The organism is Streptomyces sp. NPDC097595 (genome assembly GCF_044761525.1).
Lineage (GTDB): Bacteria > Actinomycetota > Actinomycetes > Streptomycetales > Streptomycetaceae > Streptomyces > Streptomyces drozdowiczii_A.
In genome coordinates this window covers 17136-42807 of sequence record NZ_JBIWCN010000024.1, presented here as the reverse complement: position 1 = coordinate 42807, position 25672 = coordinate 17136, and the positions used below count along the sequence as shown (strand labels likewise).

General features: G+C 71.0%; 24 protein-coding genes and 1 riboswitch. Of the genes, 4 read left to right on the top strand and 20 right to left on the bottom strand.

The window, feature by feature from the left end; genetic code table 11:
• Positions 1 to 97 precede the first annotated feature (97 nt).
• The 8 genes from ACIQZN_RS30120 to ACIQZN_RS30085 all read right to left on the bottom strand — a co-directional run bounded on the left by ACIQZN_RS30120 (position 98) and on the right by ACIQZN_RS30085 (position 10020).
• Positions 98 to 1483: an NAD(P)/FAD-dependent oxidoreductase gene (locus ACIQZN_RS30120; protein ID WP_404000481.1), complete on the bottom strand. Its 1386-nt coding sequence runs from the start codon at positions 1481 to 1483 to the stop codon at positions 98 to 100.
• Between the two features lie 414 nt (positions 1484 to 1897).
• A complete protein-coding gene (locus tag ACIQZN_RS30115) occupies positions 1898 to 2839 on the bottom strand; it encodes an exopolyphosphatase (protein WP_404000479.1) in 942 nt (313 codons plus the stop codon).
• 13 nt (positions 2840 to 2852) lie between these two features.
• Positions 2853 to 3392 (bottom strand): DUF501 domain-containing protein, encoded by a 540-nt coding sequence (locus tag ACIQZN_RS30110; RefSeq protein ID WP_404000476.1) that lies wholly within the window; start codon positions 3390 to 3392, stop codon positions 2853 to 2855.
• Positions 3393 to 3462: 70 nt separating this feature from the next.
• Positions 3463 to 3933, bottom strand: a complete 471-nt coding sequence (locus tag ACIQZN_RS30105; RefSeq protein WP_073864850.1) for a septum formation initiator family protein — start codon at positions 3931 to 3933, stop codon at positions 3463 to 3465.
• Between the two features lie 92 nt (positions 3934 to 4025).
• A complete protein-coding gene (gene eno, locus ACIQZN_RS30100; protein ID WP_353792972.1) occupies positions 4026 to 5306 on the bottom strand; it encodes a phosphopyruvate hydratase in 1281 nt (426 codons plus the stop codon).
• A 307-nt stretch (positions 5307 to 5613) separates the two neighbouring features.
• Positions 5614 to 6330 (bottom strand): transglycosylase family protein, encoded by a 717-nt coding sequence (locus tag ACIQZN_RS30095; RefSeq protein WP_404000472.1) that lies wholly within the window; start codon positions 6328 to 6330, stop codon positions 5614 to 5616.
• Between the two features lie 4 nt (positions 6331 to 6334).
• A riboswitch (cyclic di-AMP (ydaO/yuaA leader) is annotated at positions 6335 to 6503 on the bottom strand.
• A gap of 285 nt (positions 6504 to 6788) precedes the next feature.
• Positions 6789 to 7844: a transglycosylase family protein gene (locus tag ACIQZN_RS30090; RefSeq protein WP_404000470.1), complete on the bottom strand. Its 1056-nt coding sequence runs from the start codon at positions 7842 to 7844 to the stop codon at positions 6789 to 6791.
• A gap of 187 nt (positions 7845 to 8031) precedes the next feature.
• Positions 8032 to 10020 (bottom strand): recombinase family protein, encoded by a 1989-nt coding sequence (locus ACIQZN_RS30085; RefSeq protein WP_404000467.1) that lies wholly within the window; start codon positions 10018 to 10020, stop codon positions 8032 to 8034.
• 244 nt (positions 10021 to 10264) lie between these two features.
• On the opposite strand from ACIQZN_RS30085, the gene ACIQZN_RS30080 reads away from it, so the two are divergent.
• A complete protein-coding gene (locus ACIQZN_RS30080) occupies positions 10265 to 11509 on the top strand; it encodes a cytochrome P450 (RefSeq protein ID WP_404000464.1) in 1245 nt (414 codons plus the stop codon).
• A gap of 24 nt (positions 11510 to 11533) precedes the next feature.
• Here ACIQZN_RS30080 and ACIQZN_RS30075 read toward each other — a convergent pair whose 3' ends face one another.
• The 7 genes from ACIQZN_RS30075 to ACIQZN_RS30045 all read right to left on the bottom strand — a co-directional run bounded on the left by ACIQZN_RS30075 (position 11534) and on the right by ACIQZN_RS30045 (position 19195).
• Positions 11534 to 12508 carry a nucleoside triphosphate pyrophosphohydrolase gene (locus ACIQZN_RS30075; protein WP_404000462.1) on the bottom strand — a complete coding sequence of 325 codons (975 nt, stop codon included), beginning with the start codon at positions 12506 to 12508 and terminating at the stop codon, positions 11534 to 11536.
• A 33-nt stretch (positions 12509 to 12541) separates the two neighbouring features.
• Entirely contained in the window at positions 12542 to 13198 is a 657-nt protein-coding gene (locus tag ACIQZN_RS30070) for a SurA N-terminal domain-containing protein (RefSeq protein ID WP_404000459.1), read from the bottom strand.
• A 136-nt stretch (positions 13199 to 13334) separates the two neighbouring features.
• A complete protein-coding gene (locus tag ACIQZN_RS30065) occupies positions 13335 to 13718 on the bottom strand; it encodes a GtrA family protein (protein ID WP_404000456.1) in 384 nt (127 codons plus the stop codon).
• Positions 13719 to 13732: 14 nt separating this feature from the next.
• A complete protein-coding gene (locus ACIQZN_RS30060; RefSeq protein ID WP_404000453.1) occupies positions 13733 to 14698 on the bottom strand; it encodes a glycosyltransferase family 2 protein in 966 nt (321 codons plus the stop codon).
• Between the two features lie 104 nt (positions 14699 to 14802).
• Positions 14803 to 16335 carry a protein kinase gene (locus ACIQZN_RS30055; protein WP_404000451.1) on the bottom strand — a complete coding sequence of 511 codons (1533 nt, stop codon included), beginning with the start codon at positions 16333 to 16335 and terminating at the stop codon, positions 14803 to 14805.
• Complete coding sequence (locus tag ACIQZN_RS30050; protein WP_404000448.1) at positions 16332 to 16925, bottom strand: hypothetical protein; 594 nt, start codon at positions 16923 to 16925, stop codon at positions 16332 to 16334. The genes ACIQZN_RS30055 and ACIQZN_RS30050 overlap by 4 nt, the downstream gene beginning before the upstream one ends.
• A 122-nt stretch (positions 16926 to 17047) precedes the next feature.
• Complete coding sequence (locus ACIQZN_RS30045) at positions 17048 to 19195, bottom strand: class I SAM-dependent DNA methyltransferase (RefSeq protein WP_404000446.1); 2148 nt, start codon at positions 19193 to 19195, stop codon at positions 17048 to 17050.
• 219 nt (positions 19196 to 19414) lie between these two features.
• Here ACIQZN_RS30045 and ACIQZN_RS30040 point away from each other — a divergent pair, with 219 nt between their 5' ends.
• A complete protein-coding gene (locus tag ACIQZN_RS30040; protein ID WP_404000443.1) occupies positions 19415 to 20299 on the top strand; it encodes a DUF4190 domain-containing protein in 885 nt (294 codons plus the stop codon).
• Between the two features lie 60 nt (positions 20300 to 20359).
• On the opposite strand, the gene ACIQZN_RS30035 is transcribed toward ACIQZN_RS30040, so the two are convergent.
• On the bottom strand, positions 20360 to 20989 hold the full coding sequence (locus ACIQZN_RS30035; RefSeq protein ID WP_404000704.1) for a TetR/AcrR family transcriptional regulator: 630 nt from the start codon (positions 20987 to 20989) through the stop codon (positions 20360 to 20362).
• A gap of 78 nt (positions 20990 to 21067) precedes the next feature.
• Here ACIQZN_RS30035 and ACIQZN_RS30030 point away from each other — a divergent pair, with 78 nt between their 5' ends.
• Complete coding sequence (locus ACIQZN_RS30030) at positions 21068 to 21841, top strand: SDR family oxidoreductase (RefSeq protein WP_404000441.1); 774 nt, start codon at positions 21068 to 21070, stop codon at positions 21839 to 21841.
• Positions 21842 to 21910: 69 nt separating this feature from the next.
• Here ACIQZN_RS30030 and ACIQZN_RS30025 read toward each other — a convergent pair whose 3' ends face one another.
• Positions 21911 to 22666, bottom strand: a complete 756-nt coding sequence (locus ACIQZN_RS30025; protein ID WP_404000700.1) for an HNH endonuclease family protein — start codon at positions 22664 to 22666, stop codon at positions 21911 to 21913.
• A gap of 136 nt (positions 22667 to 22802) precedes the next feature.
• On the bottom strand, positions 22803 to 23669 hold the full coding sequence (locus ACIQZN_RS30020) for a hypothetical protein (protein ID WP_404000438.1): 867 nt from the start codon (positions 23667 to 23669) through the stop codon (positions 22803 to 22805).
• Positions 23670 to 23776: 107 nt separating this feature from the next.
• Here ACIQZN_RS30020 and ACIQZN_RS30015 point away from each other — a divergent pair, with 107 nt between their 5' ends.
• Positions 23777 to 24349, top strand: a complete 573-nt coding sequence (locus tag ACIQZN_RS30015; RefSeq protein WP_404000435.1) for a TetR/AcrR family transcriptional regulator — start codon at positions 23777 to 23779, stop codon at positions 24347 to 24349.
• Positions 24350 to 24353: 4 nt separating this feature from the next.
• Here the strand turns inward: ACIQZN_RS30015 and ACIQZN_RS30010 are convergent, their stop codons facing one another.
• Together ACIQZN_RS30010 and ACIQZN_RS30005 are read right to left on the bottom strand one after the other, a co-directional pair.
• Complete coding sequence (locus ACIQZN_RS30010) at positions 24354 to 25133, bottom strand: GntR family transcriptional regulator (protein WP_404000432.1); 780 nt, start codon at positions 25131 to 25133, stop codon at positions 24354 to 24356.
• Positions 25130 to 25672 (bottom strand): GntR family transcriptional regulator, encoded by a 543-nt coding sequence (locus tag ACIQZN_RS30005; protein ID WP_404000697.1) that lies wholly within the window; start codon positions 25670 to 25672, stop codon positions 25130 to 25132. Before ACIQZN_RS30005 ends, ACIQZN_RS30010 begins: the two co-directional genes overlap by 4 nt.

The window sequence follows — 25672 nt, the reverse complement described above, 5'->3', positions numbered from 1 at the left end:
TCTTCTCGTACCCGGATACGCCGAAGGGGCCGTCCGCACCACGGATGGCGGACGGCCCCTTCGGGCGTCGTACTGCGGCCGTTACGGCCCGGTGGAGCTAGGAGGCCTTGGCCTTCTCGCCCACGGGCTTGGCGGCGGCCGGCGCGGGGGCCGGCTTGGCGGCCTCGTAGAACTCCTCGCGCGGGGTCTCCATGGCGCCGAGGGAGACGACCTCGCGCTTGAGGAACATCGCGAGGGTCCAGTCGGCGAAGATCCGGATCTTGCGGTTCCAGGTCGGCATCGCCAGACCGTGGTAGCCACGGTGCATGTACCAGGCGAGGCGGCCCTTGAGCTTGATCTTCATCTTGCCCATGACGATCATCGCCACGCCCTTGTGCAGGCCCAGACCGGCGACCGCGCCCTTGTTGGCGTGGCTGTAGTCGGCCTGCGGGAAGCCGCGCATCCCGGAGATCACGTTGTCGCCGAGGACCCTGGCCTGACGCAGCGCGTGCTGGGCGTTCGGCGGGCACCAGGCGTTGGGGTTGCCCGCCTTGCGGCCGATCATGTCCGGGACCTGGGCGTTGTCGCCCGCGGCCCAGATGTAGTCGGTGCCCTGCACCTGGAGCTTCTCGGTGGTGTCCACGTGGCCGCGGGGGCCGAGCGGCAGGCCGAAGCGGGCCAGCGCCGGGTTCGGCTTCACACCGGCGGTCCACACGATGGTGTTGGAGTCGACCTCCAGGCCGTTCTTCAGCACCACGTGGCCGTCGACGCAGGAGTCCATGGAGGTCGAGAGGAAGACCTCGACACCACGGGACTCCAGGTGCTCGCGGCCCCAGGTCCCGAGCTTCGGACCGACCTCGGGGAGGATCTTGTCGGCGGCGTCGACCAGGATGAAGCGCATGTCCTCGCGCTTCACGTTGGTGTAGTACTTGGCCGCGTCGCGGGCCATGTCCTCGACCTCGCCGATGGTCTCCGCACCGGCGAACCCGCCGCCCACGAAGACGAAGGTGAGGGCCCGGCGGCGGACGTCCTCGTCCGTCGTGGAGTCGGCCTTGTCCAGCTGCTCCAGAACGTGGTTGCGCAGGCCGATGGCCTCCTCGATGCCCTTCATGCCGATGCCCTGCTCGGCGAGGCCGGGGATCGGGAAGGTGCGGGAGACCGCGCCGAGCGCGATGACCAGGTAGTCGAAGGGCAGCTCGTAGGCCTCGCCGACGAGCGGCGCGACCGTGGCGACCTTGCGGTCCTGGTCGATCGTGGTGACGCGACCGGTGAGCACCTCGGCCTTGGGCAGGACGCGTCGCAGCGGGACGACGACATGCCGAGGGGAGATGCTGCCGGCGGCAGCTTCGGGGAGGAAGGGCTGATAGGTCATGTACGACCGGGGGTCGACGACCGTGACGGTCGCCTCGCCGTAGCGCATCTTCTTGAGGATGCGCCGAGCTGCGTACAGACCTACGTACCCACCGCCTACTACGAGGATCCTGGGACGCTCCGTGGTGCTCATGCCATCGAGTATCCACCCCACCCGGGGGGCATGCTCGTGAGCCCCTTCACAAGGTTGTGGCCACCCTCTGCTATAGTTCGCCGCCCACGTGACCCAGGTCATGGCCCGCACCGGGAACCCCGTTACAGTGGTGAACGTTGTTCACCGCCTGCGAGCTGGCCCTTGGCCCTCACGCCCGGGCGACGGGGCCTCCCGGTCCACTCCGGCGTAACACTCCCGGAACCTGCCGGCCCAACCCCCGAGTGACCCCGCTCACCCCCTGCGCGACCCATCCGGAGCAGAAGACGGGCCCGGGGTGGGCAATTCCTTGTGAAGAAGTTCACGAAGTTGGTGGCGAGGCGGCCCGGACCCCGACCCACCAGGCACGTCCCGCCCACTCAACGGTGCGGGCGGGACGACGCATGAGCGCCCGGCTCACGCCAGCGAAAAGGCGATTCCGTCCAGAATGTCGTGTTCACTCACCACGACCTCGCGCGCCCCGGTCCGCTCCATCACGGCCTGGAGGATCAGCGCACCGGACGGGATCACGTCGACCCGGCCCGGGTGCATCGCGCCGATCGCCGCGCGCTCCGCATGGGTGGAGGCCAGCAGCCGCGCCGTGATCTCCCGGACCTGCTCCAGGGAGACGCGGGAGTGGTGGATCGCCGCGGAGTCGTACTCCTCCAGCCCCAGCGCTATCGCGGCCACCGTGGTGACCGTCCCCGCGAGGCCCACCAGCGTCGCCGCCGAGCGGAGCGGCACGGTCTCCTCCGCCAGGTCCAGGGCGGCGGCCACGTCGGCGCGGATCGCCTCGGCCCCCTCGGGCGACGGCGGATCGCTGACGACGCCGTCACGCACGAGGTGGCGCTCGGTCAGCCGTACGCAGCCGATGTCCACGGACCGGGCGGCGCGTACCCGGTCGTCGCCCACGACGAACTCGGTGGAGCCGCCGCCGATGTCCACGACCAGGTACGGCTTCGCGAGGTCGTCGCGCCCGGTCAGCTCCTTGGTCGCCCCGGTGAACGAGAACGCGGCCTCCTGGTCCCCGCTGATCACCTCCGGCTCGACGCCCAGGATGTCCCGCACCCCGCGCACGAAGTCGTCGCGGTTCTCCGCGTCCCGGGAGGCGGAGGTGGCGACGAAGCGGATCCTCTCGGCGCCGTGCTCCTCGATCACCGCCGCGTACATCCGGCAGGCGGCGAACGTGCGCTCCAGCGCCTCGGGGGCGAGCCGGCCGGTGCGGTCGACGCCCTGCCCCAGCCGGACGATCTCCATGCGCCGGGCGTGGTCGACGAGTTCCCCGGTGACCGGGTCGGCGTCCGCGACCAGCAGGCGGATCGAGTTGGTGCCGCAGTCGATGGCGGCCACGCGCGTCATGTCAGCCGCCCCCTCAGCCCTCGTCCGTACCCTGCTCGCCGCACGGCGACACGCACGGGCCCTTGCGCCACCACTCCGGGAGCATCGCGATCGCCTCGTCGCCCAGCGGGTTGACGCCGGGACCGGCCGCCAGCGAGTGCCCGACGAGCACGTGCAGGCACTTCACCCGGTCCGGCATGCCGCCGGCGCTCGGGAAGCCCTCCAGGACCTCGATGGCGTCGCGCCGCGTGATGTAGTCCTCGTGCGCCGCCCGGTACGCCGCCGCGAGCTCCGGGTCCTGGCCCAGGCGCTCGGTCATCTCCTTCATGACCCCGTTCGCCTCCAGCGTGCCGATCGCGGACGCGGCGCGCGGGCACGTCAGGTAGTACGTCGTCGGGAACGGCGTGCCGTCCTCCAGCCGGGGCTGCGTCTCGACCACGTCCGGGTTGCCGCACGGGCAGCGGTGCGCGATGGCGCGCAGCCCGCGCGGCGGGCGGCCCAGCTGCTGCTGGAACGCGGCGATGTCCGCCTCGGTGGGGACGGTGGGCTCGGTCTGGGGAGGGGGCGTTTCCATGCCTGCCTAGGGTGCTGATCGGACTGCTCGAACCGCGGGTTCTGCAGAGGTACGGGGGTGGGGACGGCCGTCAGCCGCGGTCGGCGCTGTCCACGCCGTCCCACAGGTTGGAGTGCCAGGGCCGGTCCGTCTCGGCCGGCTTCCCGTTGCGCTCCTTGACCGCGTCGGGGTCGACCACGGTGTAGCCGGTCTCCCCGGGAAGAACGTAGTGCAGGTGCTCGCGGGCCAGCCGCTTGATGTACGCGTCGTCCTGGAGCCGGGCCTTCTGGTCCCGCAGCTCCTCGGTGCGCGCCTCGGCCTCGCGGGCCAGCCTGCGCTGGTCGGCGATCTCGTCGCGCTGCGACACGTACTGCCGCATCGGATACGCGAGGGCGACGACCAGGGAGCAGACGACCAGGGCCAGGAAGGCTGCCCGGCCGGTGAGCCGGGAGCGGCGGGCCTGGCGCCGGTTCTGGGACCGGTAGACGCGGGCGGCGGTCTGCTCACCGAGCAGCCGCAGCCGGGTCGCGGTGGAGAACCGGTCCCTGTCCTTCACGGCCATGTTCCCGCCTCCCCATTACGACGTCCGTCCCCGCACACGGTACGTGACCGGGTGCGGGGACGGACGGAGGCGGGGGGTACCCGCGAGGGGCGTCAGCCCTTGAAGCGCGGGAACGCCGAGCGGCCCGCGTACACCGCGGCGTCGTCGAGGATCTCCTCGATGCGCAGCAGCTGGTTGTACTTGGCGACGCGGTCCGAGCGGGCCGGGGCGCCGGTCTTGATCTGACCGCAGTTCACGGCGACGGCGAGGTCGGCGATGGTGACGTCCTCGGTCTCGCCGGAGCGGTGCGACATCATGCACTTGAAGCCGTTGCGCTGGGCGAGCTCGACGGCGTCCAGGGTCTCGGTCAGCGAACCGATCTGGTTGACCTTGACGAGCAGGGCGTTGGCGGAGCCCTCCTCGATGCCGCGGGCCAGGCGCTCCGGGTTGGTGACGAAGAGGTCGTCGCCGACGATCTGGACCTTGGCGCCCAGCTTGTCGGTGATGATCTTCCAGCCGGCCCAGTCGTCCTCGTACAGCGGGTCCTCGATGGAGACCAGCGGGTACGCGGAGACGAGCTCCTCGTAGTACTCGGTCATCTCGGCGGCCGAGCGGGACTTGCCCTCGAACTCGTACTTGCCGTCCTTGTAGAACTCCGAGGCGGCGACGTCGAGCGCGAGCGCGATGTCCTTGCCCGGGGCGTAACCGGCCTCCTTGATGGCCTCAAGGATGAGGTCGAGGGCGGCGCGGTTGGACTCCAGGTTCGGCGCGAAGCCGCCCTCGTCGCCGAGGCCGGTGGACAGGCCCTTGGTCTTGAGGACCTTCTTCAGCGTGTGGTAGACCTCGGCGCCCCAGCGCAGGGCCTCGGAGAAGGACTCGGCGCCGATGGGCGCGATCATGAACTCCTGGATGTCCACGTTGGAGTCGGCGTGCGAGCCGCCGTTCAGGATGTTCATCATCGGAACGGGCAGCAGGTGCGCGTTCGGGCCGCCGAGGTAGCGGAACAGCGGGAGGTCGCTGGCCTCGGAGGCGGCGTGGGCGACGGCGAGGGAGACGCCGAGGATGGCGTTGGCGCCGAGCGAGCCCTTGTTCTCCGTGGCGTCCAGGTCGAACATCGCCTGGTCGATGAGGCGCTGCTCGGTGGCGTCGTAGCCGACGAGCTCCGGGCCGATCTGCTCGATCACGGCCAGGACGGCCTTCTCGACGCCCTTGCCCTGGTAGCGGTTGGGGTCGCCGTCGCGAAGCTCAATGGCCTCGAACGCGCCGGTGGAGGCGCCGGACGGAACAGCAGCACGACCGGTGCTGCCGTCGTCGAGGCCGACCTCGACCTCGACCGTGGGGTTGCCCCGGGAGTCGAGGATTTCCCGGGCTACGACGACGTCGATGGACGGCACGAGGCATCTCCTTCTGGGATATGACGCTGGTTGTGCAGGGTCACTTTGGCCTTGCGACAAGAGCCTAACCGGCCCGGCCGTCTGCGTCGGCCGACCGCCCGTCCCCTGGGACGAAAAAGGACCCAAGGACGGGCATACCGGTGTATAACGCCAAATATTTACTGGCCAGTAACTACAACAGTTGAACGGTCCACGAGGTGCGGACGCCCTTGATGCGGCGTGCCCCGGCCCGGCACACACGGGGGGAGAGTGCGTGCCGGGCCGGGGCGGCCTGAGCGATCAGCGAGGAGGGATCGCGGTTGCTTCGTTACTTCGTCAGGTGGAGCTGCTGACCCGGGTAGATCAGGTCGGCGTCCTGGACGATGTCCTTGTTCAGCTTGAACAGCTTCGCCCAGCCACCCTTGACGTGGTGGTCGGCGGCGATCTTGCTCAGCGTGTCACCGGCGACGACCTTGTACTCGCCGTCACCCTTGGCGACCTTCTTGCCGGTGGGCGTGGTGACCGTCTTCTTCGGGGCGTCCGCGCGGTCGGAGCGGTTGGTGGCCGGGGCCTCGGTGCGCTCGGCCTTCTTCGGGGCGGCCTCCTGCTTGGGGGCGGCCTCCTGCTTCGCGGCACCGGAGCCGGTGTCGACGCCCGGGTCGACACCGTCGTTGGTCAGGTTGCCGGCACCGGCGCAGGACCAGGCGCCCGGGCCCTGGAGGTCGAGGAGCTTCTCGGCGGTGGCGATCTGCTGGGCCTTGGTGGCCAGGTCGGCGCGGGGCGCGTACTGCGTACCGCCGGCGGCGGCCCAGCTGGACTGCGAGAACTGCAGGCCGCCGTAGTAGCCGTTGCCGGTGTTGATCGACCAGTTGCCACCGGACTCGCACTGGGCGACGGCGTCCCACGTGGAGACGGAGGCGGCGGAGGCGTTGGTCGCGCCCATCAGCGGCACGGCGACGGCGGCACCGGCGACACCGGCGAGCGTCGCGACGCGGACGGCCTTGGAGGGGCGGCGGTGCTTGTTGCCCTTGCGGTTGAGCAGCATCGAGTCTTCTCCTCACCGACGCCTGCGAGGTGAGCTGTCGGGTTCGGGCCAAGTGAGTTGCCCGGCCGCGCTCCTGGCGCGACTTCACCCCTAGCCGGCCCCGATACGTCTCCCGACGTCCGGGCCCAGCGCCTACCTGGGTCCCCCGCTCCTGCCTACGGCGCTTGCGCGTCTGTTCCCTTCGACCGACGGCAGGATTCGGCGTGACGGTCGACGGGGCCCGCGGTGCGAGCGGTTCTGACCGTAATCACACCCACCGGTCATATTCAAAGAAGGACATACCGGATAATCATCCCGTAAGAGCATCCGATGAACCCTCATTTGTGCAGGTCGGAACGGATGCGGCGGGACCTCCCGGACAAGGGGCGTGAGTTCACACAAAGAGACCCATGTCTCACTCGGTCAAAAGTGGGACATGGGCCTCTTAAACCACCCAAAGCACAAGGGGCTCTAACGGCTCATCCGGCGCTCTCGGCGACCTTGTCCTGGGCCGGGTCGCCCAGGCCCAGATCGAGGTTCTGACCGGGCAGGATGAGGTCCGGGTCGGAGCCCACCTCGGCCTTGTTCGCCTCGTACAGCCCGGGCCAGCCGCCGGGCAGGTCCTGCGCGTCGGCGATCGCCCAGAGGTTGTCACCCGGCCGCACGGTGTACGTGCCGTCAGCCGGCCGCGTGGCGCTGTCGCGTGCGTCGCCGTCACCCCGCGAGGCGTGCCGGCCCGCGTCGCGCCCGTCGGCCGTCCCGGCGGTGTCCTCGGCGGCCGGGGTGCCCCGGTGCTTGCCGCCCTTCGCCCGCGCGTCGTCCGTCGCGCCCCCGGAGGGGTCCGCGGAGGGGTCGGCCGAGGGCGTGGTGGACGGGTCTGCCGAGGCGGTCGGGTCGGCGGACGGGGCGCCCGAGGGGTCGGCGGACGGGGAGGCGGTGGCGTCGCCCTCGGCGCTCTTGCCCGCGTGCTTGCCGGAGCTCTTACCGGCCTTCTTGTCCGTGGTCGCGCCGCCGGACGCCTCGTCCGAGGGGGTGGCCGCCGAGCCCGAGGACGCGTCGTCCACCGGGTCGGCGCCGAGACCGGCGTCGAGGCCCGAGTCCGCACCCCGGGTGGGCTCGTCCGCGCCCGTGTCACCCGGGTCCACGTCCGCCTTGCCCGCGGCCTTGGTGAGCCCGGAGATCACCGCACAGCTGGGCCACGCCTTCGGGCCCTTGGCGGCCAGGACCCGCTCGGCCACCGCGATCTGCTGCGAGCGGCTGGCGAGGTCGGCGCGCTCCGCGTACGCCTCACCGCCGTACGCCTTCCACAGCTCCGGCGTGAACTGGAGACCGCCGTAGGAGCCGTTGCCGAGGTCGGCGCTCCACATCCCGCCGCTCTCGCAGTCGGCCACCCGGTCCCAGGTCGCGGTGTCCGCGGCGTGCGCGCTCGCGGCGCCGAGCAGCGGGATGGCGATGGCCGAGCCGGTGACGCCTGCGGCGACCACGATGGCGGGTGCCTGACGAGGGCGGCGGTGTCTGCCGTTCGCGGAGCCCATGGGAGATGCCTTCCGTGTGACTGACAAGCGACTGGTGAGTCGAACGGTGAACCTAGCGAAACTCGAACGTGAGTCACAAGTCGATGCAGTAGAGATCACGCGAAAGTCACAGACTTGACGGAGTGTCACTTTCAGCCGCCCGCGCATGCCCCTTCCACAGCCTCGGAGAAGCGCCGGACCTGCCGCCTCACAGCGCTGTACCGGCATCGAGAGCGTCACTGCGCACCTGCCCCGGCAGTCCTTCACGCGGTTGAACGGTGACGGTGAGCTGCGGCAGCACTGAATGCCAGTACGCCTCCACACCCCGGCGGTCCGCTCCCAGAACTGCCATGATCTCCGGCCAGGCTCCCCGCTTCCACCAGAAGAGCTGGCGCTCTCTCATGGGGTTGATCGGCCCCCAGATAAGCGGCATCTCGACCCACGACAAGCCGCTCCGCAACCTGTGGAGCATGCCGGAGAACTGGACCCGAATGTCGTACTTCGAGATGAAGTGCTTTTTCGACTTCTCGGGGAGGAACCGGCGCAATATCGCCATAACCGCTTCCCACTCCTCACCCGTCGGGTCGGGAGGTACCAACGTCCCCGTCTCGTGATGCCACGCCCTGACCTCGCACCTGATGCCGGACCTACCCGCCTTACCCATCGCCCGAGGTGTGACACGGACGTTGAGGAAGTCGCACAGCTCCTTGCGCTCGTCCGGCGTCATGCTGTCGAGACCCTCGCTCGCGTTGCTCGCGAGGGCGGCAAGTTTCCCCGCCTGCCACTGGTGATCGGCTTGTGCCCGCAGCCATTGCCCGGCGATTTCCTTCTGCCTTCTGCACTCCTCCAGCTCCTGCTCCATCGCCTTGAGCCCGGCCTTGAGCACAAGGGGATCGATGCCGGCTGCCAGGTATGCGGGCACCTGCCGGTGGATGAGGTCCTCTCGCACCGCGATGTCGTCGGCGAGAACGCGTACCCGCTTCTCGTACTTCTCCTTGTCCCCCTGCGGGCTGCTGAGGCACTCGGCTACCCTCGCCCACGGCTGGTCCTTGTCCTTCATGAGCTCGGCCAGTTGGGTCCAGACGGCAGCTTCCAGCTCCGCCGCGTCGAAGTGCGGCTCTTGACAGGCACCCCCTTCCCCGACCGAGCCCTTGCAGCGGTAGCCACGCGCTTTCCTGCTCCCCCGCCCCATGCCGGTGTAGACCGACCCGCAGAGACTGTCGATCCGGCCGCTCAGGGGATAGATCCGGTCGTTGATGCGACCGTTCTGGAAGCCGATGCTTCTGAGCGTCTCCATGAGCTGGCGGGCGCGCTCCTCGGACAGAATGGGCGGAACACCCATCCTGACCGGGTCACCGTGGAGGGGGCTGCCGTCTTCGTGGAGCCGAGTGTTGTTCTTACCAGCACCTCGGTTTGTCTTGCGATAGACGACGTAGCCGCGGTGGATAGTCTCGCTGTGCAGGCGGTTGCGGAGATTCGCCGCACCCCACGGCACGCCACTGCGGGTGAGAAGCCCCCGCGCGTTCAGTTCCTCGGCCGCCTCGGAAACGTTCATACCCCGGTCGACGATGAACTCGGTGGCAGCGAAGAGCACCCTGGACTCGTAGTCATCGGTGACCAGAACACTGAACGTCTTCTGCCGCCCTCCCACCGTTGTCGTGTCCTTCGCGATCCTGTAGCCGAAGGGGGCGGGGCCGCCGGGCCAGCCTCCATAGCTGATCTTCAGCTCACGACCGGCGCACGTTCGTTCCCTGATGCGCCGCCACTCCATTTCGGAAAGGGTGACGTGTCGCATGAACCGGGACCATCCGGTCTCCGTGCTGGTGTCGATGTCCTCACTGGCCGAGAGGAAATGGACACCCAGGTCTGCCATGTCCCAGGCCCACTGGTACGCGGCACGCGCCGTGCGGCCGACTCGGTCCACTGCGGGGACGAGGATGCGGTTGAAGCATCCTCGACGCGCGTCGCGGACGAGGCGATCCACCTCGGGCCTGCTCTCCAGCGCGCCGGACACGGCCTCATCCACGTAATGGTCGTAAACCGTGGCCTCCGGATGACGGGCGAGCCAACCGTTGGAGATCCGGTTCTGATCTTCGAGGCCGAAGCCGTCGAGCTGCTCGGCGGTGGAGACTCGTGCGTACTTCGCCACGACGATCACAGCTGAAGCGGGCAGGCGTAGGCGTGCCACAATGGGCATGTTCAGTCCTCCGAGACTGTTCCGTCCCCAGGGTGTTGACGCACCGCCGGGAAGGTTTCGGCCTCATGGCGCTCTACCAAGCGCTGTGAGGCCGGTGCCATTTCCGGAAGAGAATATGCTGCGCATACGAGCACTTCCTTCGGATATGGGCAGCCCATCACTCGTTCGTGTGGGGCGATCGTCGTACCCATCCCACGGTCGTCTGCGGCAAGACCGAAACCACGGGGCCGGATACCGTCGACGTGTGAACCGCACCCCGCCGCCCGAACTCTTCACCTGGGAGTTCGCCACCGACCCGTACCCCGCCTACGCCTGGCTGAGGGAGCACAGCCCCGTACACCGGACGACCTTGCCGAGCGGTGTGGAGGCATGGCTCGTCACCCGTTACGCGGACGCGCGGCAGGCCCTCGCGGACAGCCGTCTCTCGAAGAATCCGGCTCACCACGCGAAGGACGCCCAGGGCAAGAGCAAGACCGGCATCCCGGGAGAGCGCGGTGCCAACCTCATGACGCATCTGCTGAACATCGACCCGCCCGACCACACACGGCTGCGTCGACTGGTGTCCAAGGCGTTCACGCCCCGAACAATCGCCGCTTTCGGACCCCGCGTACAGGAGTTGGCGGACCGGCTCATCGATGACTTCGCAGCGAAGGGGGAGGCGGATCTGATCCATGACTTCGCCTTTCCGCTTCCCATCTACGCCATTTGCGATCTGCTCGGCGTACCTGAGGAGGATCAGAACGACTTCAGGGACTGGGCCGGCATGATGATCCGGCACGGCGGCGGCCCACGCGGTGGGGTCGCCCGGTCCGTGAAGAAGATCCGCGCCTACCTCGCGGAGCTGATCCACCGCAAGCGGGAGAACCCCGGCGACGACCTGATCTCAGCACTGATCCGGGCGAGCGACCACGGCGAGCATCTCACCGAGAACGAGGCTGCCGCGATGTGCTTCGTGATCCTCTTCGCGGGTTTCGAGACGACCATCAACCTGATCGGCAACAGCGCGCACGCGTTCTTCCGGAACCCCTCGCAGCGTGCCGTGTTCCAGAGCGCGGTCGAGCGAGGAGACGAACGCCTTCTGGACACCGCCATCGAGGAGCTGCTGCGCTTCGACGGCCCGGTGGAGTTGGCCACCTGGCGCTACGCCACGGAGCCCCTCGAAATCGGAGGAACGCAGATCCGTGAGGGCGATCCCGTGCTCGTGGTTCTCGCGGCGGCCGACCGCGATCCGGCCCGATTCCCCGAGCCGGACTCGCTCGATCTGGCCCGTCGGGACAACCAGCATCTCGGATACGGGCACGGCATCCACTACTGCTTGGGGGCGCCCCTCGCACGGCTTGAGGGTCGCACCGCGTTGGAGACCCTGTTCCGGCGCCTGCCCGACGTTCAGCTGGCCGTAGAACCCGGTGACCTTCGGTGGCGGGGCGGCCTCATCATGCGTGGCCTCCGTACGCTCCCTGTGGAGTTCACGGCGGTGAGCAGCGCGTAGGGGGCGGAGACGGCGAGCCCGACGTTATCCGGTGCCCTCGGCCGTGCGGATCGCGTCCCGGTACGCGCGTCCCGCTGCGCGCAGCGCGGCCTCCGGGTCGATGCCCTCCTCCTGAGCCTGTACGGCGAGGGAGAGGAGGCGGTAGCCGATGTCGTCGCCCTCGGGGAGCGGGACGTCGAGTCCGGCGGTACGGACCCGGCTCGCGAGCTTCGCGGCGAGCGCCAGGCCGGGCTGGCCGATCGGTACGCCGTCGGTGACCGATTCACGCTGCTTCTCGATCGCCTTGGTGCGCAGCCAGTGCGCGTGGACGTCCTCCGGGGTCTCGGCGGTCTCGTCGCCGAAGACGTGCGGGTGGCGGTGGATCAGCTTCTCGATGAGCGTGCCGGCGACGTCGTCCACGGAGAACGGCTCCTCACCGCTTCCCGGAAGGCCTTCCTCCGCGATGCGCGCGTGGAAGACCACCTGGAGCAGTACGTCCCCGAGCTCCTCGCGCAGTTCCTCGCGGTCGCCGACCTCGATCGCCTCGACCAGTTCGTACGCCTCCTCGATGGCGTACTTGGCGAGGCCCTTGTGGGTCTTCTGCGAGGTCCAGGGGCACTCGACGCGGATGCGGTCCATGACCTGGACGAGGTCGAGGAGCCGGGCGCCCGGCAGGTCGTACGCGCCGGGCAGCAGCTCCAGGTCGGGCATCCGCACCCGCCCTGAGCCGGCCAGCCGGGCCAGGCCGTCGGTGAGCGGCTGGTTGCCCGCCCCGCCGGTGAGGACGATCACGGTCCGGCCGCCCGCGCAGGCGTCCACGAGCTCCTGGGCGTCGGGCACGCCCGGGGTGACGGTGACGCCGGCCTCGCTCAGATACGGCAGCTGCGGCTGCTCCGGCTCGCCGCAGCGCACCTCGTCGGCGCCGTGCAGCGCCTGCCAGGCGGGCCAGGACAGCAGTCCGGGCGCGACCCGGTGGCTGACGGTGAGCAGGACGATGCGGCCGGGGTCTTCAGCGTTCACACAACCGAATCTACCCCGGCCGTCACAGGGGGCTCAGGCCCCGGCCTCGGCGGCCGCCTGGGCGGGCTTGGTGACCTGGGAGATCCAGGGGGCCTTGTAGTCGCCCAGCTGGATCTGCTGGTTGTCCCAGGTGCCGTAGCGGGGGTTGACGTCGACGTTCAGCGCCTTGGACGCCTTGGTGAGCGCGTCGCCGATGGCCTTGGTGCCCTCGGGTGTGGACGGGTCGGCGCCGAGGGCCTGGCCGAGCTTGGTGATCTGGATCTGCTCGCGCAGGAAGGCGTCGATCTGGCCCGGGGCGAGCCAGCGCTCCTGGAGGACGGTCTGCTGGAGCCCCTTCTCGCCTTGGTACTGGGCGACGGCCGACTGGCGCATCTGCTGGATCTCCGCGCGGCTCACCGTGACACCCGCGTCCGCCGCGGCCCGGTCGAGGACGCGGTCCAGGATCAGCCCGTGCAGCTTGGCGCGGGCCAGCTGGCCGGACTGGTCGGTGAGCTGGGCGGCCTGCGGGGACGAGCCCTGTGCCTCGCGCACGTCGGCCACCTGTGCCTGCACGGTGGACACCGTGATCCGGTCGCCGCCGACGACGGCCGCGGCGCCGGGGTGGGCCTGGCTGCCACAGGCGGAGAGGAGCGGCGCTGCGGCGAGCAGCGCGGCGGAGACGGTGAGCGCGGTGCGACGGCGGCGGTGCAAAGGAGCCTCCCGAGGAGATTGTGCGGCGGTGCACAAAGCCTTGCGGTGATCGATGTTAGGGAGTGGAACCGGTCCGGGCCACTGATTCGACCAACGATTCGGGAGGAGTTGGGGATGCGGGCCGCCGCCGGGCGGCTCAGCCGACGCGTTCGGCCGTTTTCTGCGGTGTGTCCGGTCGCAGCATGATCGTGCGTGAGACCACGAAGGTGATGGGGATGGCGGCTGCGGCGGCCACCAGCGGGGCGTAGTGGGCGCTGAATCCGGCCAGGTCGACCAGGAGGTAGACGCCTCCGGTGGTGATGACGAAGTTGGCCGCGTTGGTGAGGGGGAAGAGCAGGAACTTCCGCCAGGTGGGCCGGGTGCGGTACGTGAAGTACGAGTTCAGGAAGAACGAGCCGATCATGCTGAGCGCGAAGGCGAGCACATGGGCGGCGATGTACGGCAGCCAGTGCAGGAGGAGCAGGTAGAGGCCGTAGTACGTGCCGGTGTTCACCGCGCCGACGACCGCGAAACGTGCCATTTGTGCGGTGACCGTCATCGGCGTACGAACTCCCGGGGCTCCGGCTCGGCGGCTTCGCGGGTCCGGGCGTTGGTGGCCTTGACCAGGAAGTGCGGGCGGCGTTTCACCTCGTAGTAGATGCGCCCGACGTATTCGCCGACGACCCCGGCGAGGACCATCTGGACCCCGGCGAGCGCGGTGACGACGACGAGCAGGGTGACGTAACCGGGGGTGTCGACGCCTCGCACCAGAGCGACCCCGACGATCCAGGCGGCGTAGGCGAGGGCGACGGAGGTGAGGAGCAGGCCGAGGTAGAGGGCGGCGCGCAGGGGCTTGTTGTTGAAGGAGAGCAGCCCGTCCAGGCCGTAGTTGAGGAGCTTGCCGAAGGTCCAGGCGGAGCGGCCCTGTTCCCGTACGGCGTTCTCGTAACTGAACGTCGTGGTGGGGAAGCCGACCCAGGCGAAGAGGCCCTTGGAGAAGCGGTTGTACTCGGTGAGCGAGAGCACGGCGTCGGCCGCGCGGCGGGACAGCAGCCGGAAGTCCCCGACGCCGTCGACCAGTTCGACGTCCACGAGGCGGTTGATCAGCCAGTAGTAGGCGCGTGCGCTGACGGTACGCGTGACGCGGTCGCCGGCGCGGGTGCGGCGGGCGATGACCTGGTCGTAGCCCCGGGCGTGCTCCTGGAGCATGCGGCCGACCAGCTCCGGCGGGTGCTGGAGGTCGGCGTCCATCAGGACGACGGCGTCCCCCTCGGCGTGCTGGAGACCGGCCAGCATCGCGGCCTCCTTGCCGAAGTTGCGGCTGAAGGAGACGTACCGGACGCGCGGGTCTGCGGTGGCCAGCTCCTGGATGAGGGGCAGGGTCCGGTCGGCGCTTCCGTCGTCGATATAGACGACCTCGAACGCGTGCCCGAGGCGGGACATTTCGTCCGTGACGCGTTCATGGAAGCGTTCGAGGATCTCTTCCTCGTTGAAACAAGGCACCACCAGCGAGATCAGCACCCATGTACATCAACCGGTCAATGTGTCGCCTTCCGGAGCCCGGTGTGGCCGGTGGGCGGCCATCGGGTGAACGGCCCCGGACGCGTTCCCCGGAGCCGGCCTCCTCAACCGCCCCGGACCTCCATCTGACGTTCCAGCTGCCGGCGGAGCTCGACGGGCAGGGGGTGGTGCGGGCCGTAGGTGCGCTCGGTGTCGTACAGCAGGGACTGGAGCTGGGCGCGCGCGTGCGCGTGGTCGCCGAGGGCGAGGAGCAGCTGTCCGATGCGGTGGCGGATCTCGTACGAGCGTGCCGGGTCGTTGCCCGTGGCGTACTGGTTCTCGTAGTACGGCAGCACGGCGCGGTACTCCGCGAGCGCGGCGGCCGGTTCGCCGAGCTGTTCCAGGCACTGGGCGACGTCGCAGCGGTAGCCGAGGGTCTGCGGGTCGGCGGGGCCCGCCTCGGCGGCGCGGTCGTCGGCGAGCCGGCGCAGTTCGGGCAGGGCGCGGCGGTACTGGCCGTCGTCCATGAGGGTCGCGGCGTACTGCTTGCGCAGGATGCGGACCACCGGGGAGCCGGACCCGTGCTGTTCGGCCGCGACCGGGAGGAGCCCGCCGAGCATGTCCACGGCCTGGGTGATGCGGCCCTCGCCGAGGAGCCGCTTGACCTCGTCCACGGCTGCGGCGACGTCCGTCCGGGCGGGCGGGGTCGCGGGCATGGCCGGGGGCGGGACCGTGGCGCGGTCGGGCCAGGGGGCGTGCGGGCGCAGGAAGGGGCGGGTGGGGTCGAGCGGCCCGGCGGGCGGCCGGGAGCCGCGCGCGGGCAGCAGCGGGGCGAGGTGTTCGTACACCTCCTGGGCGCTGGCCGGGCGGTGCTGCGGGTCCTTCGCGAGCAACCGCAGCACGAGCGTCTCCAGCGGCTCGGGGATGTCGGGCCGGATCTGCCGGACCGGCACCGGCGGTTCGTACAGGTGCCGGTGCAGCACGCCGAGGGCGGTGGACCCGGCGAACGGCACGTCGCCGCTGAGCAGTTCGTGCAGGAGGACGCCGAGGGCGTAGAGGTCGGTGTACGGGCCGACCGCGCCGCCCATGGCCTGCTCGGGGGCCATGTAGGCCGGGGAGCCGATGGGCGAGCCGGTGTGCGTGAGGCGGGTGGTGTCGGTGTCGAGGACGGACGCGACGCCGAGGTCGAGGACGAGCACGGTGCCGTCCGGACGGACCATCACGTTACGGGGCTTGAGGTCGCGGTGGACGATCGGCACGGCGTGCACGGCGCTGAGGACGGCGCACAGCTGCGCGGCCACCGCGACGGCCCAGGGCCAGGGGTAGGGGTCGTGTTCGGCGAGGTGGTCGCCGAGGTCGGCGCCCTCCACGTACTGCATGACGAGGAACAGGTCGTCGCCGTCGCTGCCGGCGTCGTGCACGGTGACCAGGCCCGGGTGGTCGACCTGTGCGGTGACCCGGCACTCGCGGACGAAGCGGCGGCGCAGCTCGTCGGCGGCCTCGCTGCCGATGGGTCCGGTGACCCGGTCGGGGCGCAGCAGCTTGACGGCGACCCGGCGGTCGAGGCGCTGGTCGTAGGCCGTCCAGACCTGGCCCATGCCGCCCTGGCCGAGGATCGTCGCCAGCTCGTACCGCCCGCCGATGAGGCGACCGCTCACCGGCCCTCCTCCTTGCGGAGGTAGTCGCTCAGCTCGTCGAGCTCGGCGCGGACCTGGTCGATGCGCTGGGGCGGGGCGGGGCGGGCGTCCTCGGGTTGGGGGCAGCGCGTGAGGGGAAGCGGGTAGGGCTGCTGCTGCCCGGGGTGCGGCGGGTAGGGCTGCGGCTGTCCGTACGGCGGTGTGGGCACGGTGGTGACGTACGCGTAGCCGGACACCTGGTGGGGAAGTCCGGTGCCCTTCCCGGTCAGGCGCGCGTAGAAACGTACGTCGGCGACGAGGTAGTACACACAGACGGCCGCGAGGACCAGGAGCTGCAGCGCTATGAACGCGCTGTCGAGGCTGTCCGCCTCCACGTCCGGCTCGTTCCTGCCGAGCACGGCGATCACCACACAGGTGAACACGAAGCCGGCGCCGGCCGTCCACCAGTCGAGGGCACGGCGGCGGACGAACGCGAGCCTGAGCAGCGGGGCCCACAGCACAAAGCCCAAGGAGCAGACCGCGAGCAGGATGAACAGCACGCGCATGGAGACGATCCAGGCCCTGCCGGGGACTCGGCGCGGCGCCGTGGGCGGAAGACCCGGGGCGTACATGGCTGCTCCTGGATTGCCTGGTCGTGAAACGTCCGCGCGCACACGGGCGTGCGTGCGGATCCGAGCGTAAGGGGCGACACCGACAGAGGGCTTGGGGTTGTGCGGAACCGTTGTGGTTCCGGTCACTCCGGCGTGACCGTACCGTCCGTCAGGCCGTCGTAGAGGCCCTGGACGAGCTGTCCGCCGAGCCGTCCGGCGAGCCGCAGCGCGTCCTCGAACGCGGCGAGCGCGCGGAACCGTTCGCCGTAGCGCCGCTGCTCCGCCAGGGGCAGGCGCCGCAGTTGGAGGCGGCGGGCGTCGAGCCGGGTCGCGGTGGAGGCGTGGCTGCTGGCCTGCCGGTTGTTGGTGGTGCCGCGCAGGAAGCCGGCGAGGAACCAGGGGTCGAGCACGGCCGGGTCGGGGCGCAGCAGTTGGAGGTTGCGGCCGAGCGCGGCGCCCGCGGTGGCCTCGTCCACGACCCGGACGACGGTGACGCCGCCGAGCACGGGCACGACGACGTCGCCCGCCTCGACCAGGACGGGCTCCTCGGGGGCGCCGCCGGCGGACGGAACGCCGGACGGCGGGGTGCCGCCCAGCACGTCGTGCTCGGTGAGGACGGGGCCGTTCCCGGTGCCCGCGCCTCCGTGGCGCAGCTGGAGGGCGCCGGCCCGGGCGAGTTCGCCGATGGTGGTGAGCGGGCGGTGCGCGGGTGCGGTGGGGGCCGGGGGCGGCGGGGTGAGGCTCGTGGCGAGGCCCAGCGTCGTGGTCAGCCGCTCCCGTACGCCGGCCAGCTCGGCGGGCCCGCCGGTGGCGGCGGGGGACGGGAGGTGGCGGGCGGGGGCGAGATCGACGTCGTCGTCGAGGAGTTCGATGACGGGGACGGTGCGGGCGGCGGCGGAGTGCGGTGCCGTGGGCTGCGGGCGCTGCCCCTCGTACGCGTGCCAGGCGTCGAGTACCGCGTGGCGCAGAGCGGTCAGGTCGAGGCGGTCCCGGCCGCCGCCGGTGGTCTGCTCGGCGGGCTCGGCGGTGTCGATCAGCAGCAGTTCGGGGGTGGGCTGCGGCTCGGCGCCGGGCCTGCGGAGCACCCACAGGTGGAGCGGGATGCCGTACGGGGGTGCGGCGCCGGCCGGGAGCGCGATGACGGCGCGCAGGGCGCCCCGGCGCAGGAGGTCGGCGCGGATGCGGCGGCCGGAGCGGCGGGACGCGGCGGCGGGCGGCATCAGGAGGACGGCGGTGCCGCCGTCGCGCAGCCGGGCCAGCGCGTGCTGCACCCAGGCGAGTTCGGACTCGGTGCGGGCGGGGAAGCCGTACTCCCAGCGGGGGTCGTAGGCGAGTTCGTCGTGGCCCCAGTTGCGCTCGTTGAACGGGGGGTGGCAGAGCACCGCGTCGGCGGCCAGGCCCGGGAAGGCGTCGGTGCGCAGGGTGTCCCCGGTGCGCACGTCGAGCGTGCGGGCGGCAGGGGCGGTGCGCGAGGTGTCCGCCGTGCGCAGGGCGAGGCGGAGCGCGGTGACGGCGGCGAGGCCGGGGTCGCTCTCCTGTGCGTGGAGGGCGGTGGGGCGGCTTGTGGCGGCGGGGCGGCCGGTGGCGGCGGGGCCTCCCGAGGCGTCCGCCGGGCCGAGGGCGGCCATCAGCAGGGCGCCGGTGCCCGCCGCCGGGTCGAGCACCCTGCGCACGTCCGGTCCGCCGGTGCCGGCCAGCTCCGCCATCAGTTCGGCGAGTCCGGGCGGGGTCAGCGTGTACTGGCGCGGGTTGGCGTCGAGCTGACGGCCGAGCAGGAATTCGTACGCCTCTCCGACGCCGGTCCCGGCGGCCAGCTCGGCGGCGCCGCGCAGCAGTGGCACGGACGGCAGGAGCTCGGCGCGGTCCGGGGTGCGGACGGCGCGCCCGTTCCCGGCGGGCCCGAAGCGGTCGGCGAGGGCGTCGTCCAGGGCGAGGGAGAGCACCCCGGCCATGCGTTCGTCGGACACACCGGTGATCTCCCGCCAGGCGGCGGGGCTGCGGTTCACCAGGAGCAGGGCGCAGCCGGTGTGGACGAGGGCGGTGACGGGGCCCGCCGGGTGACCGGCGAGCTGCTGCCAGACGCGTTCGCGGAGGGGGACCTCGACCAGCTTGCCCTGGTCGCGGAGCCACCGCTCGACCTCGGGCAGGGCGAAGGACGGGCTGGTCTCGGTGCCGCCCACGGGCTGGGGGAAGTCGGCGTGCCGTCGGCGCCAGTTGCTGACGGCGGCGCGCCCCACGCCCGCCAGGCGGGCGATCCCGGCGGCGGTCACCTCTGTCGCGTTCTCCGGCACTTGCTGTCTCCCTGTGCTGTACCGCTGGCGGGTCGGGGTGAGCATACCGACCCGTACACAGCAGCGCACTCGCCACCAATTCACGGCGTGCACGAATCCGTTTTGCGTGAACCGTGTTGACTCGGTTCACAGATGATGCTGTGATTGACCTGTCGCTGAACGAGCGGCGTCAGGTGGATCCGCTCACCACTCATCCCGTACTTGCCGAAGGGCACAGCCATGTCCCAGTTCACGCAGCCGCCGCAGTCCCCGCAGCCCCCGCACTCCCAGCCGCAGCAGCCGTACGGCCCCGCTCACGCGCCCGGCCTGCGCCCCGCGCGCAACGGACTGGGCATCGCCGCCCTGATCCTCGGCCTCATCGGCGCCGTCTCCGGCCTCATCCCGTTCCTCTTCTGGCTGGCGGGCATCCTCGGGACGATCGCGCTGATCCTGGGGCTCGTGGGCCGGGGCCGCGCCAAGAGGGGCGAGGCGACGAACAAGGGCATGGCCACTTTCGGCACGGTCCTCGCGCTGATCGCGCTGATCATGTCGGTGGTCGGTGCGGTGATCACCTTCAAGGCGGTGGACGATGCGGTGGACGACCTGAACGCGGCGGTGTCGGACACGAAGACGTCCGCGAAGCCGAAGGCGGGCGAGGACGCCGGCAAGGGCAAGGGTGCGGAGAAGGGGAAGTCCGGCGACGACAAGGCCGGCAAGGAGGAGAAGCCCACCGGTGAGGCACTGGAGGCCGGTGACGCGATCGTGTACGACGACGACCTGACGGTCACGGTCGGCGACGCGACGAAGTACTCCCCCGGCGAGTTCGCGGCCGGTCACACCAAGGGCAACAAGGCTTACCAGGTCGCCGTGGTGATCGAGAACGCGGGCAAGGAGAAGTTCGACTCGGCGCTGGTCACCGTCGAGGGACGGGCCGGGAAGGACGGGGTCGACGCGGAGCAGATCTTCGACGACAAGGTCGGCTCGGGCTTCACCGGCACGATCCTGCCGGGCAAGAAGGTCACGGTGCTCTACGCGTTCGACGCACCGGCCGACGCGAAGAACCTCACCGTCGAGGTCGGCCCCAGTTTCACGTACGACTCGACGCAGTGGGACCTGAAGCTCTGACCGCGCAGCGCCCCCGGCACCCGTGGAACCCGCCCTCCGTGGCGGGTTTTCCGCGTCGGCTCAGTCCACGCGCCCGCCCGGCCAAGCGGCCAGAGCCAGTTCGGCGATCTCGGCCAGCTCCTCCGGGCCCGCCCCGTCGCAGGAGCGCTGCGACATGCCCTGGACGATCGTGACGAAGTACCCGGCGAGGATGCGGGGGTTCACCCGCTCCGGGAGTTCGCCCGTGCGCTGCGCCTCCCGCAGCCGCGCCTCCCAGGCCGTGACGTTGGAGTTGCGCACGGCCCTCAGCCGGTCGGCCACCCCGGCGTCCTGCGGGGTGACGTTCACGGCCCCCGTGATCACCATGCAGCCCGCCGGGTGCGAGGGGTCCGCGTAGATCCGGGCGGCCTCGCGCAGGAGGCGGGCGAACGCGCGGTAGGCCGTGGGCTCCTGCTCCAGCGCGTCGCGCATGAAGGTCCCGACGGGCGTTTTCCCGTACGCGGCGACCGCCTCCTCGAAGAGCGACCGCTTGTCGCCGAACGCGGCGTAGAGGCTCGCGGGCCGGATGCCCATCGCCTCCGTCAGCTCACCGATCGAGGTCGCCCCGTAGCCCCGCTCCCAGAACAGCCGGACGGCCGCCGCGAGCGCGGCGTCCCGGTCGAAGGAGCGCGGCCGTCCGCGCGCCGCACCTGTCTCACCCATGCCCCACATTCTAGAGCGCCCGCTCAAGAAGTCGTGCTACGTTCTTTCTGGAACGATCACTCAACAAATAGCTGAGGGGTAACAGCCATGTCTGCGCACGCACTTGAGGGCAAGGTCGCACTGGTCACCGGGGGCAGCCGGGGTATCGGACGGGGCATCGCGGAACGGCTGGGGCGCGAGGGCGCCGTCGTCGCCGTCGCCTACGCCAGGGACGCGGCGGCGGCCGACGAGGTCGTGGAGGTCATCCGGAAGAACGGCGGCACGGCCTTCGCCCTCCGCGCCGAGCTGGGCGCCCATGGGGACGCGGCCGCGCTGTGGGAGGCGTTCGACGCGGAGATCACCGCGCACGTGCCGGGCGGCGGGGTGGACATCATCGTGAACAACGCGGGCGCCGGGCTCTACTCCGAGCTGTCCTCGCTCACCGAGGAGGCGTTCGACGCGGTCTTCGCCGTCAACGTGCGGGCACCGTTCTTCATCGTCCGCCACGGGCTCGGCCGGCTGCGCGACGGCGGCCGGGTCATCAACGTATCCAGCGGCGCGGCCCGGATCGCGATGCCGAACATCATCGCCTACAGCGCGACGAAGGGCGCCCTGGACAACTTCACGCTGACCCTCGCCAAGGAGCTGGGCCCGCGCGGCATCACGGTCAACTCGGTGGCCCCCGGCATCATCGACACCGACATCAACGCGGGCTGGCTGCGCGGCGACGCCGAGGCGGAGGCCCGGTCCGCGTCCCTGGCCGCCCTGGGCCGCGTCGGACAGCCGCAGGACGTCGCGGACATCGTGGCGTTCCTCGCCTCGGACGACTCCCGCTGGGTGACGGGCACGGTGATCGACGCGACGGGGGGCTCGGGGCTCTGAGGGGGCGGCGTACGGGGCATGCGGAGGGGCGGCGGGCCGGGCCCCGCCACCCTGGTAACTACTGCGGCATCAGCCGCCGCACTGCTTCAGCATCATGTCCTTGTCCGCACTCGTCACCGGCAGGTCGTACTTGAGCGAGACCTGCGCGAAGCGGAGGACGTACGCGCAGCGGATCGGCTTGTACGGGGGGAGCCAGGTCGCGGGGCCGCCGTCGCTCTTGGAGCCGTTGGCCGGGCCGTCGACGGGGATGAGGTTGAGCGGGTCGTTGGCGATCTGCTGGCGCTTGGACTCGTTCCAGTGGGCGGCGCCCATCTGCCAGTCGTACGACAGCGGCATGACGTGGTCGATCTGGACCTTGGTCGCCTGCTGCTTGCGCCACTCGATGGTCTTGCCGGTGTACGGGTCCTTGAGCGTCATGGAGACGACCACGCACTTCGAACCGGAGCGCAGCTCGACGTCCTTGCCGTCCCGGGCGAGCAGGTCGTTGCGGGTGTCGCAGCCGTTGTGGGACAGGGGGACGTCGTCCACCGAGTCCTTCCACGCGTACCCGAACTTGTCCCGCTCGTAACCGGTCTTGGGACCGCGCCCCTTGGTGGCGACCTTCTCGATGACCTTCCGCGCCGCCGATCGGTCCTTGTCGGAGGTGAGGGGCGCGAGGCCCGGCTTCGTACCGTCGTCGTTCGTCAGCGGGCTGGCGCCGAAGCCGGTGACGGACTGGCCGCCGCCGTCCGCGCCGCCGCCGGTGGTGTCGATGTCCTTGGGCAGTTGGTCGGGGTCGCAGCCGCTCAGCGCCAGCACGGCCGTGGCGGCCAGGGCGGGGACCATCACTCGACACACGCGGGGAGATATCACTCGTAGCCGTCCTGACGGTGAGAAAGCCGAACCAACCAGGGAATTCTACGAACGTCTTCCCCGCGAGGAGGATTTCATGGCTGCGACCCGTTCCCGCGTGCAGACCGGATCACACCTTCCCGATCCCCAACGTGTTCTCGGGCGGCAGCAGCCCCGACCCGATCGCCGCCACCCACAGCGGGCCCAGCAGTCCGACCAGCCGCTCCCGCTCCGCGTCCGTGAGCACCCGCCAGGGGCCGGCCGCCGCCTCGTCCGTACGCCGCTCGACCTCGGCCCGCAGCGCCCGGCCCGCCTCGGTCGCCGTCCCGTCGCCGGCCACCAGCCCCCGCTTCTCCAGCCGTTCGCGCGCCGCCTGCCACTCCTCGCCGCCCCACCCACGACTGGCGAACACCTCGGGCCGGGCCGCCCCGATCGCCGCGAAGGAGACCAGCGCCTCGACCGGGTCCAGCTCCGCGTGCGCGAGGGCCGCGAGGTGGCCGTCGCCCCGGTGTTCACGCAGGACGGTCGCCGCGTGCCACAGGGCGACGTGGGGAGCGTCGGGCCAGGGCAGCGCGGCGTTCGCGGCGGCCATCGGCCGGTCCGTCGTGTCGGCCGCCTCCGCGACGCGCCGCAGCAGCGCGGCGGCCTCGGCGGTGTCCGGCGCGGCGGTCCCGTCGCCCAGGAGCGCCTGGTACGCGCGGTCGACGGCCCGGCCCCGCGCGGCCAGCACCGCGTCCGGCGAGGCGACCGCCCAGACGGCGGGGACGTACGCGCCGACCATGCGCGGGCTGAAGCTGTAGAACGTCTCCCCTACCCGGTCCGCCCCCGCCTCGCCCAGCGGTGCCGCCCGCCAGGCGAAGTAGCTCGGCCACCGCTCGTCGACCGCGTACCCGAGCGCGGCGGCCTCCTCGAACGCCTCCGGCGCGTAATAGAGAACGGCGTGCACGGGCTCCAACAGGTGCCACAGCTGCCGTACACGCATCAGGTCCTCAGACATGTCCACATCCTCCGCCACGCACCGGCCATCTAGCCACTGCCTAGATCCCAAGAGTGCGCGTCATCCGCGAACTTGTCAACGCCTAGATCCCGCGTAACCTGCTGTCCATGACCAGCGACCGCGCCTACCACCACGGCGACCTGCGGCGGGCCGTCCTCACCGCCGCCCTCGACGTCATCCGCACCGAGGGCCCCGCCGCGCTCAGCCTGCGCGACCTGGCCCGCCGGGCCGGCGTCTCCCACGCCGCCCCCGCCCACCACTTCAAGGACCGCACGGGCCTGCTCACCGCGATCGCCGCCGAGGGCTACGCCCTGTTCGCGGACGCCTTGGCGGCGGCCCCGGACCTCCGGGAGCGGGGCGTGGCATACGTACGGTTCGCGCGGGCGCACCCGGCCCACTTCCAGGTGATGTTCCAGCCGGACCTGTACCGCGCGGACGACCCGGACCTCCTGGCGGCGAAAGCCCGCGCCACAACGGAACTCCGCGCGGGCGTCGCCGACCTGCCCCCCACCGACGACCCCCGCCTCACTGGCGTAGCCGCCTGGTCCCTCGCCCACGGCTTCGCCACGCTCCTCCTCAGCGGCAACCTGGACGACGCGATGGGCGACCGCGACCCGGAGGAGGCCTTCCGCCTGGTCGGCCGGTTGCTGTTCAGCCCCGGGGACGCGCCCGGCCGGTGAGGGCCTATTCGGCCGTGAACTCGTACTGCACCTCGTACAGATGCCCCGCCTTCACCATGACCGTGGCCTCGATGGGCCGCTCGTCATCGCTGTAGACGACGCGCAGCGTACGCAGCACCGGCAGCCCTCCGGGCAGGCGCAGCGCCTGGTACTGCTCCTGGGTGGGCACGCGCGCGGACACACGGTCGACGCTGAGCCGTGGCGGGTGCCCCAGCTCCGCGAGCAGCGTCGGTGTCCCACCCGGGATCTTGCGGCGAGCCGTCATCGGCGTACTGCTGACGATGTCCAGCGGGTAGTACGAGGCCACGAGTTCAGCGGGTTCATCGTTGATCATGAGCAACTGGCGCCGCAGCAGCGCCGACTCACCCTTCGGAAGCCCCAACGCCTCCGCGACATCTGCCGGTGGCTGGACCTCGGCCACGTCGAGCAGCGTGCTGTGAGCCCGAGCGCCGCCCTTCGCCGCTTCGGTCAGCCAGCGGTACGGCTCCCCCGCACCCGCCGGGGCCATGGACGCAGCCGGGCGCACGGTCCGCTGGCGGTGCTCGCGGACGGTCACCGACGCGCCCGCCCTGCCGATCACCAGCTCCTCGTCCTTGAGCAGCTGCACCGCCTTCTGGACCGTTGCGTTCGAGGCGTCGAACCGCTCCTTGAGGTGGGCCGTCGAGGGCAGGTTCGCGCCGGGCGCGAGGTCTCCGCCCATGATCTGGTCCCTGAGATCAGCCGCGATCCGCTCGTGCAAGGAACGGCGGTCGGCGGCATCGGCTTCGGGTCTGGGCACGGTCATCCGATCCTGATCTCGTAGCGCAGCTTCTGGCGTCGCGGGGGCATGGCCATGACGTCGACCTGAAGGGGCCGGTCCGCCTCGTCCAGGGTGAGCCGCGTCAGCTGGAGGACGGGTTCACCTTCCGTCATCGCCAGCTGCTCGGCCTCGGGCCCGGTCGCCCGCCGTGCGGTCACCTCTTCACGTACGCGTACGCCGACATGGCCCAGCTCCGCAAGGAGCCTGACCGCCCCACCGGGGATCTTGGCCGTACCGGCGAGGCCGGTGCCGCCCGCGATGCCCAGCGGGTAGTACGTATCCGTCAACTCGCAGGGCTCGCCGTCGAGGTACATGATCCTGCGCCGGGCGACGACGTTCTTTCCGGCCGCCACCCCGAGCAGCTCCGCGACCGCTTCCGGGGCCTCCACCTCGCCCGCCTGGACGATGCGCTGGCTCCCCCGACGCCCCTCGGCGGCAGCCTCGGCCGCCCAGGTGTCGCCCGGAGCGCCGGAGGGCGCGGCGAGGTAGGGCGTCGACGTACTGACCCATTCATTACCGCCCAT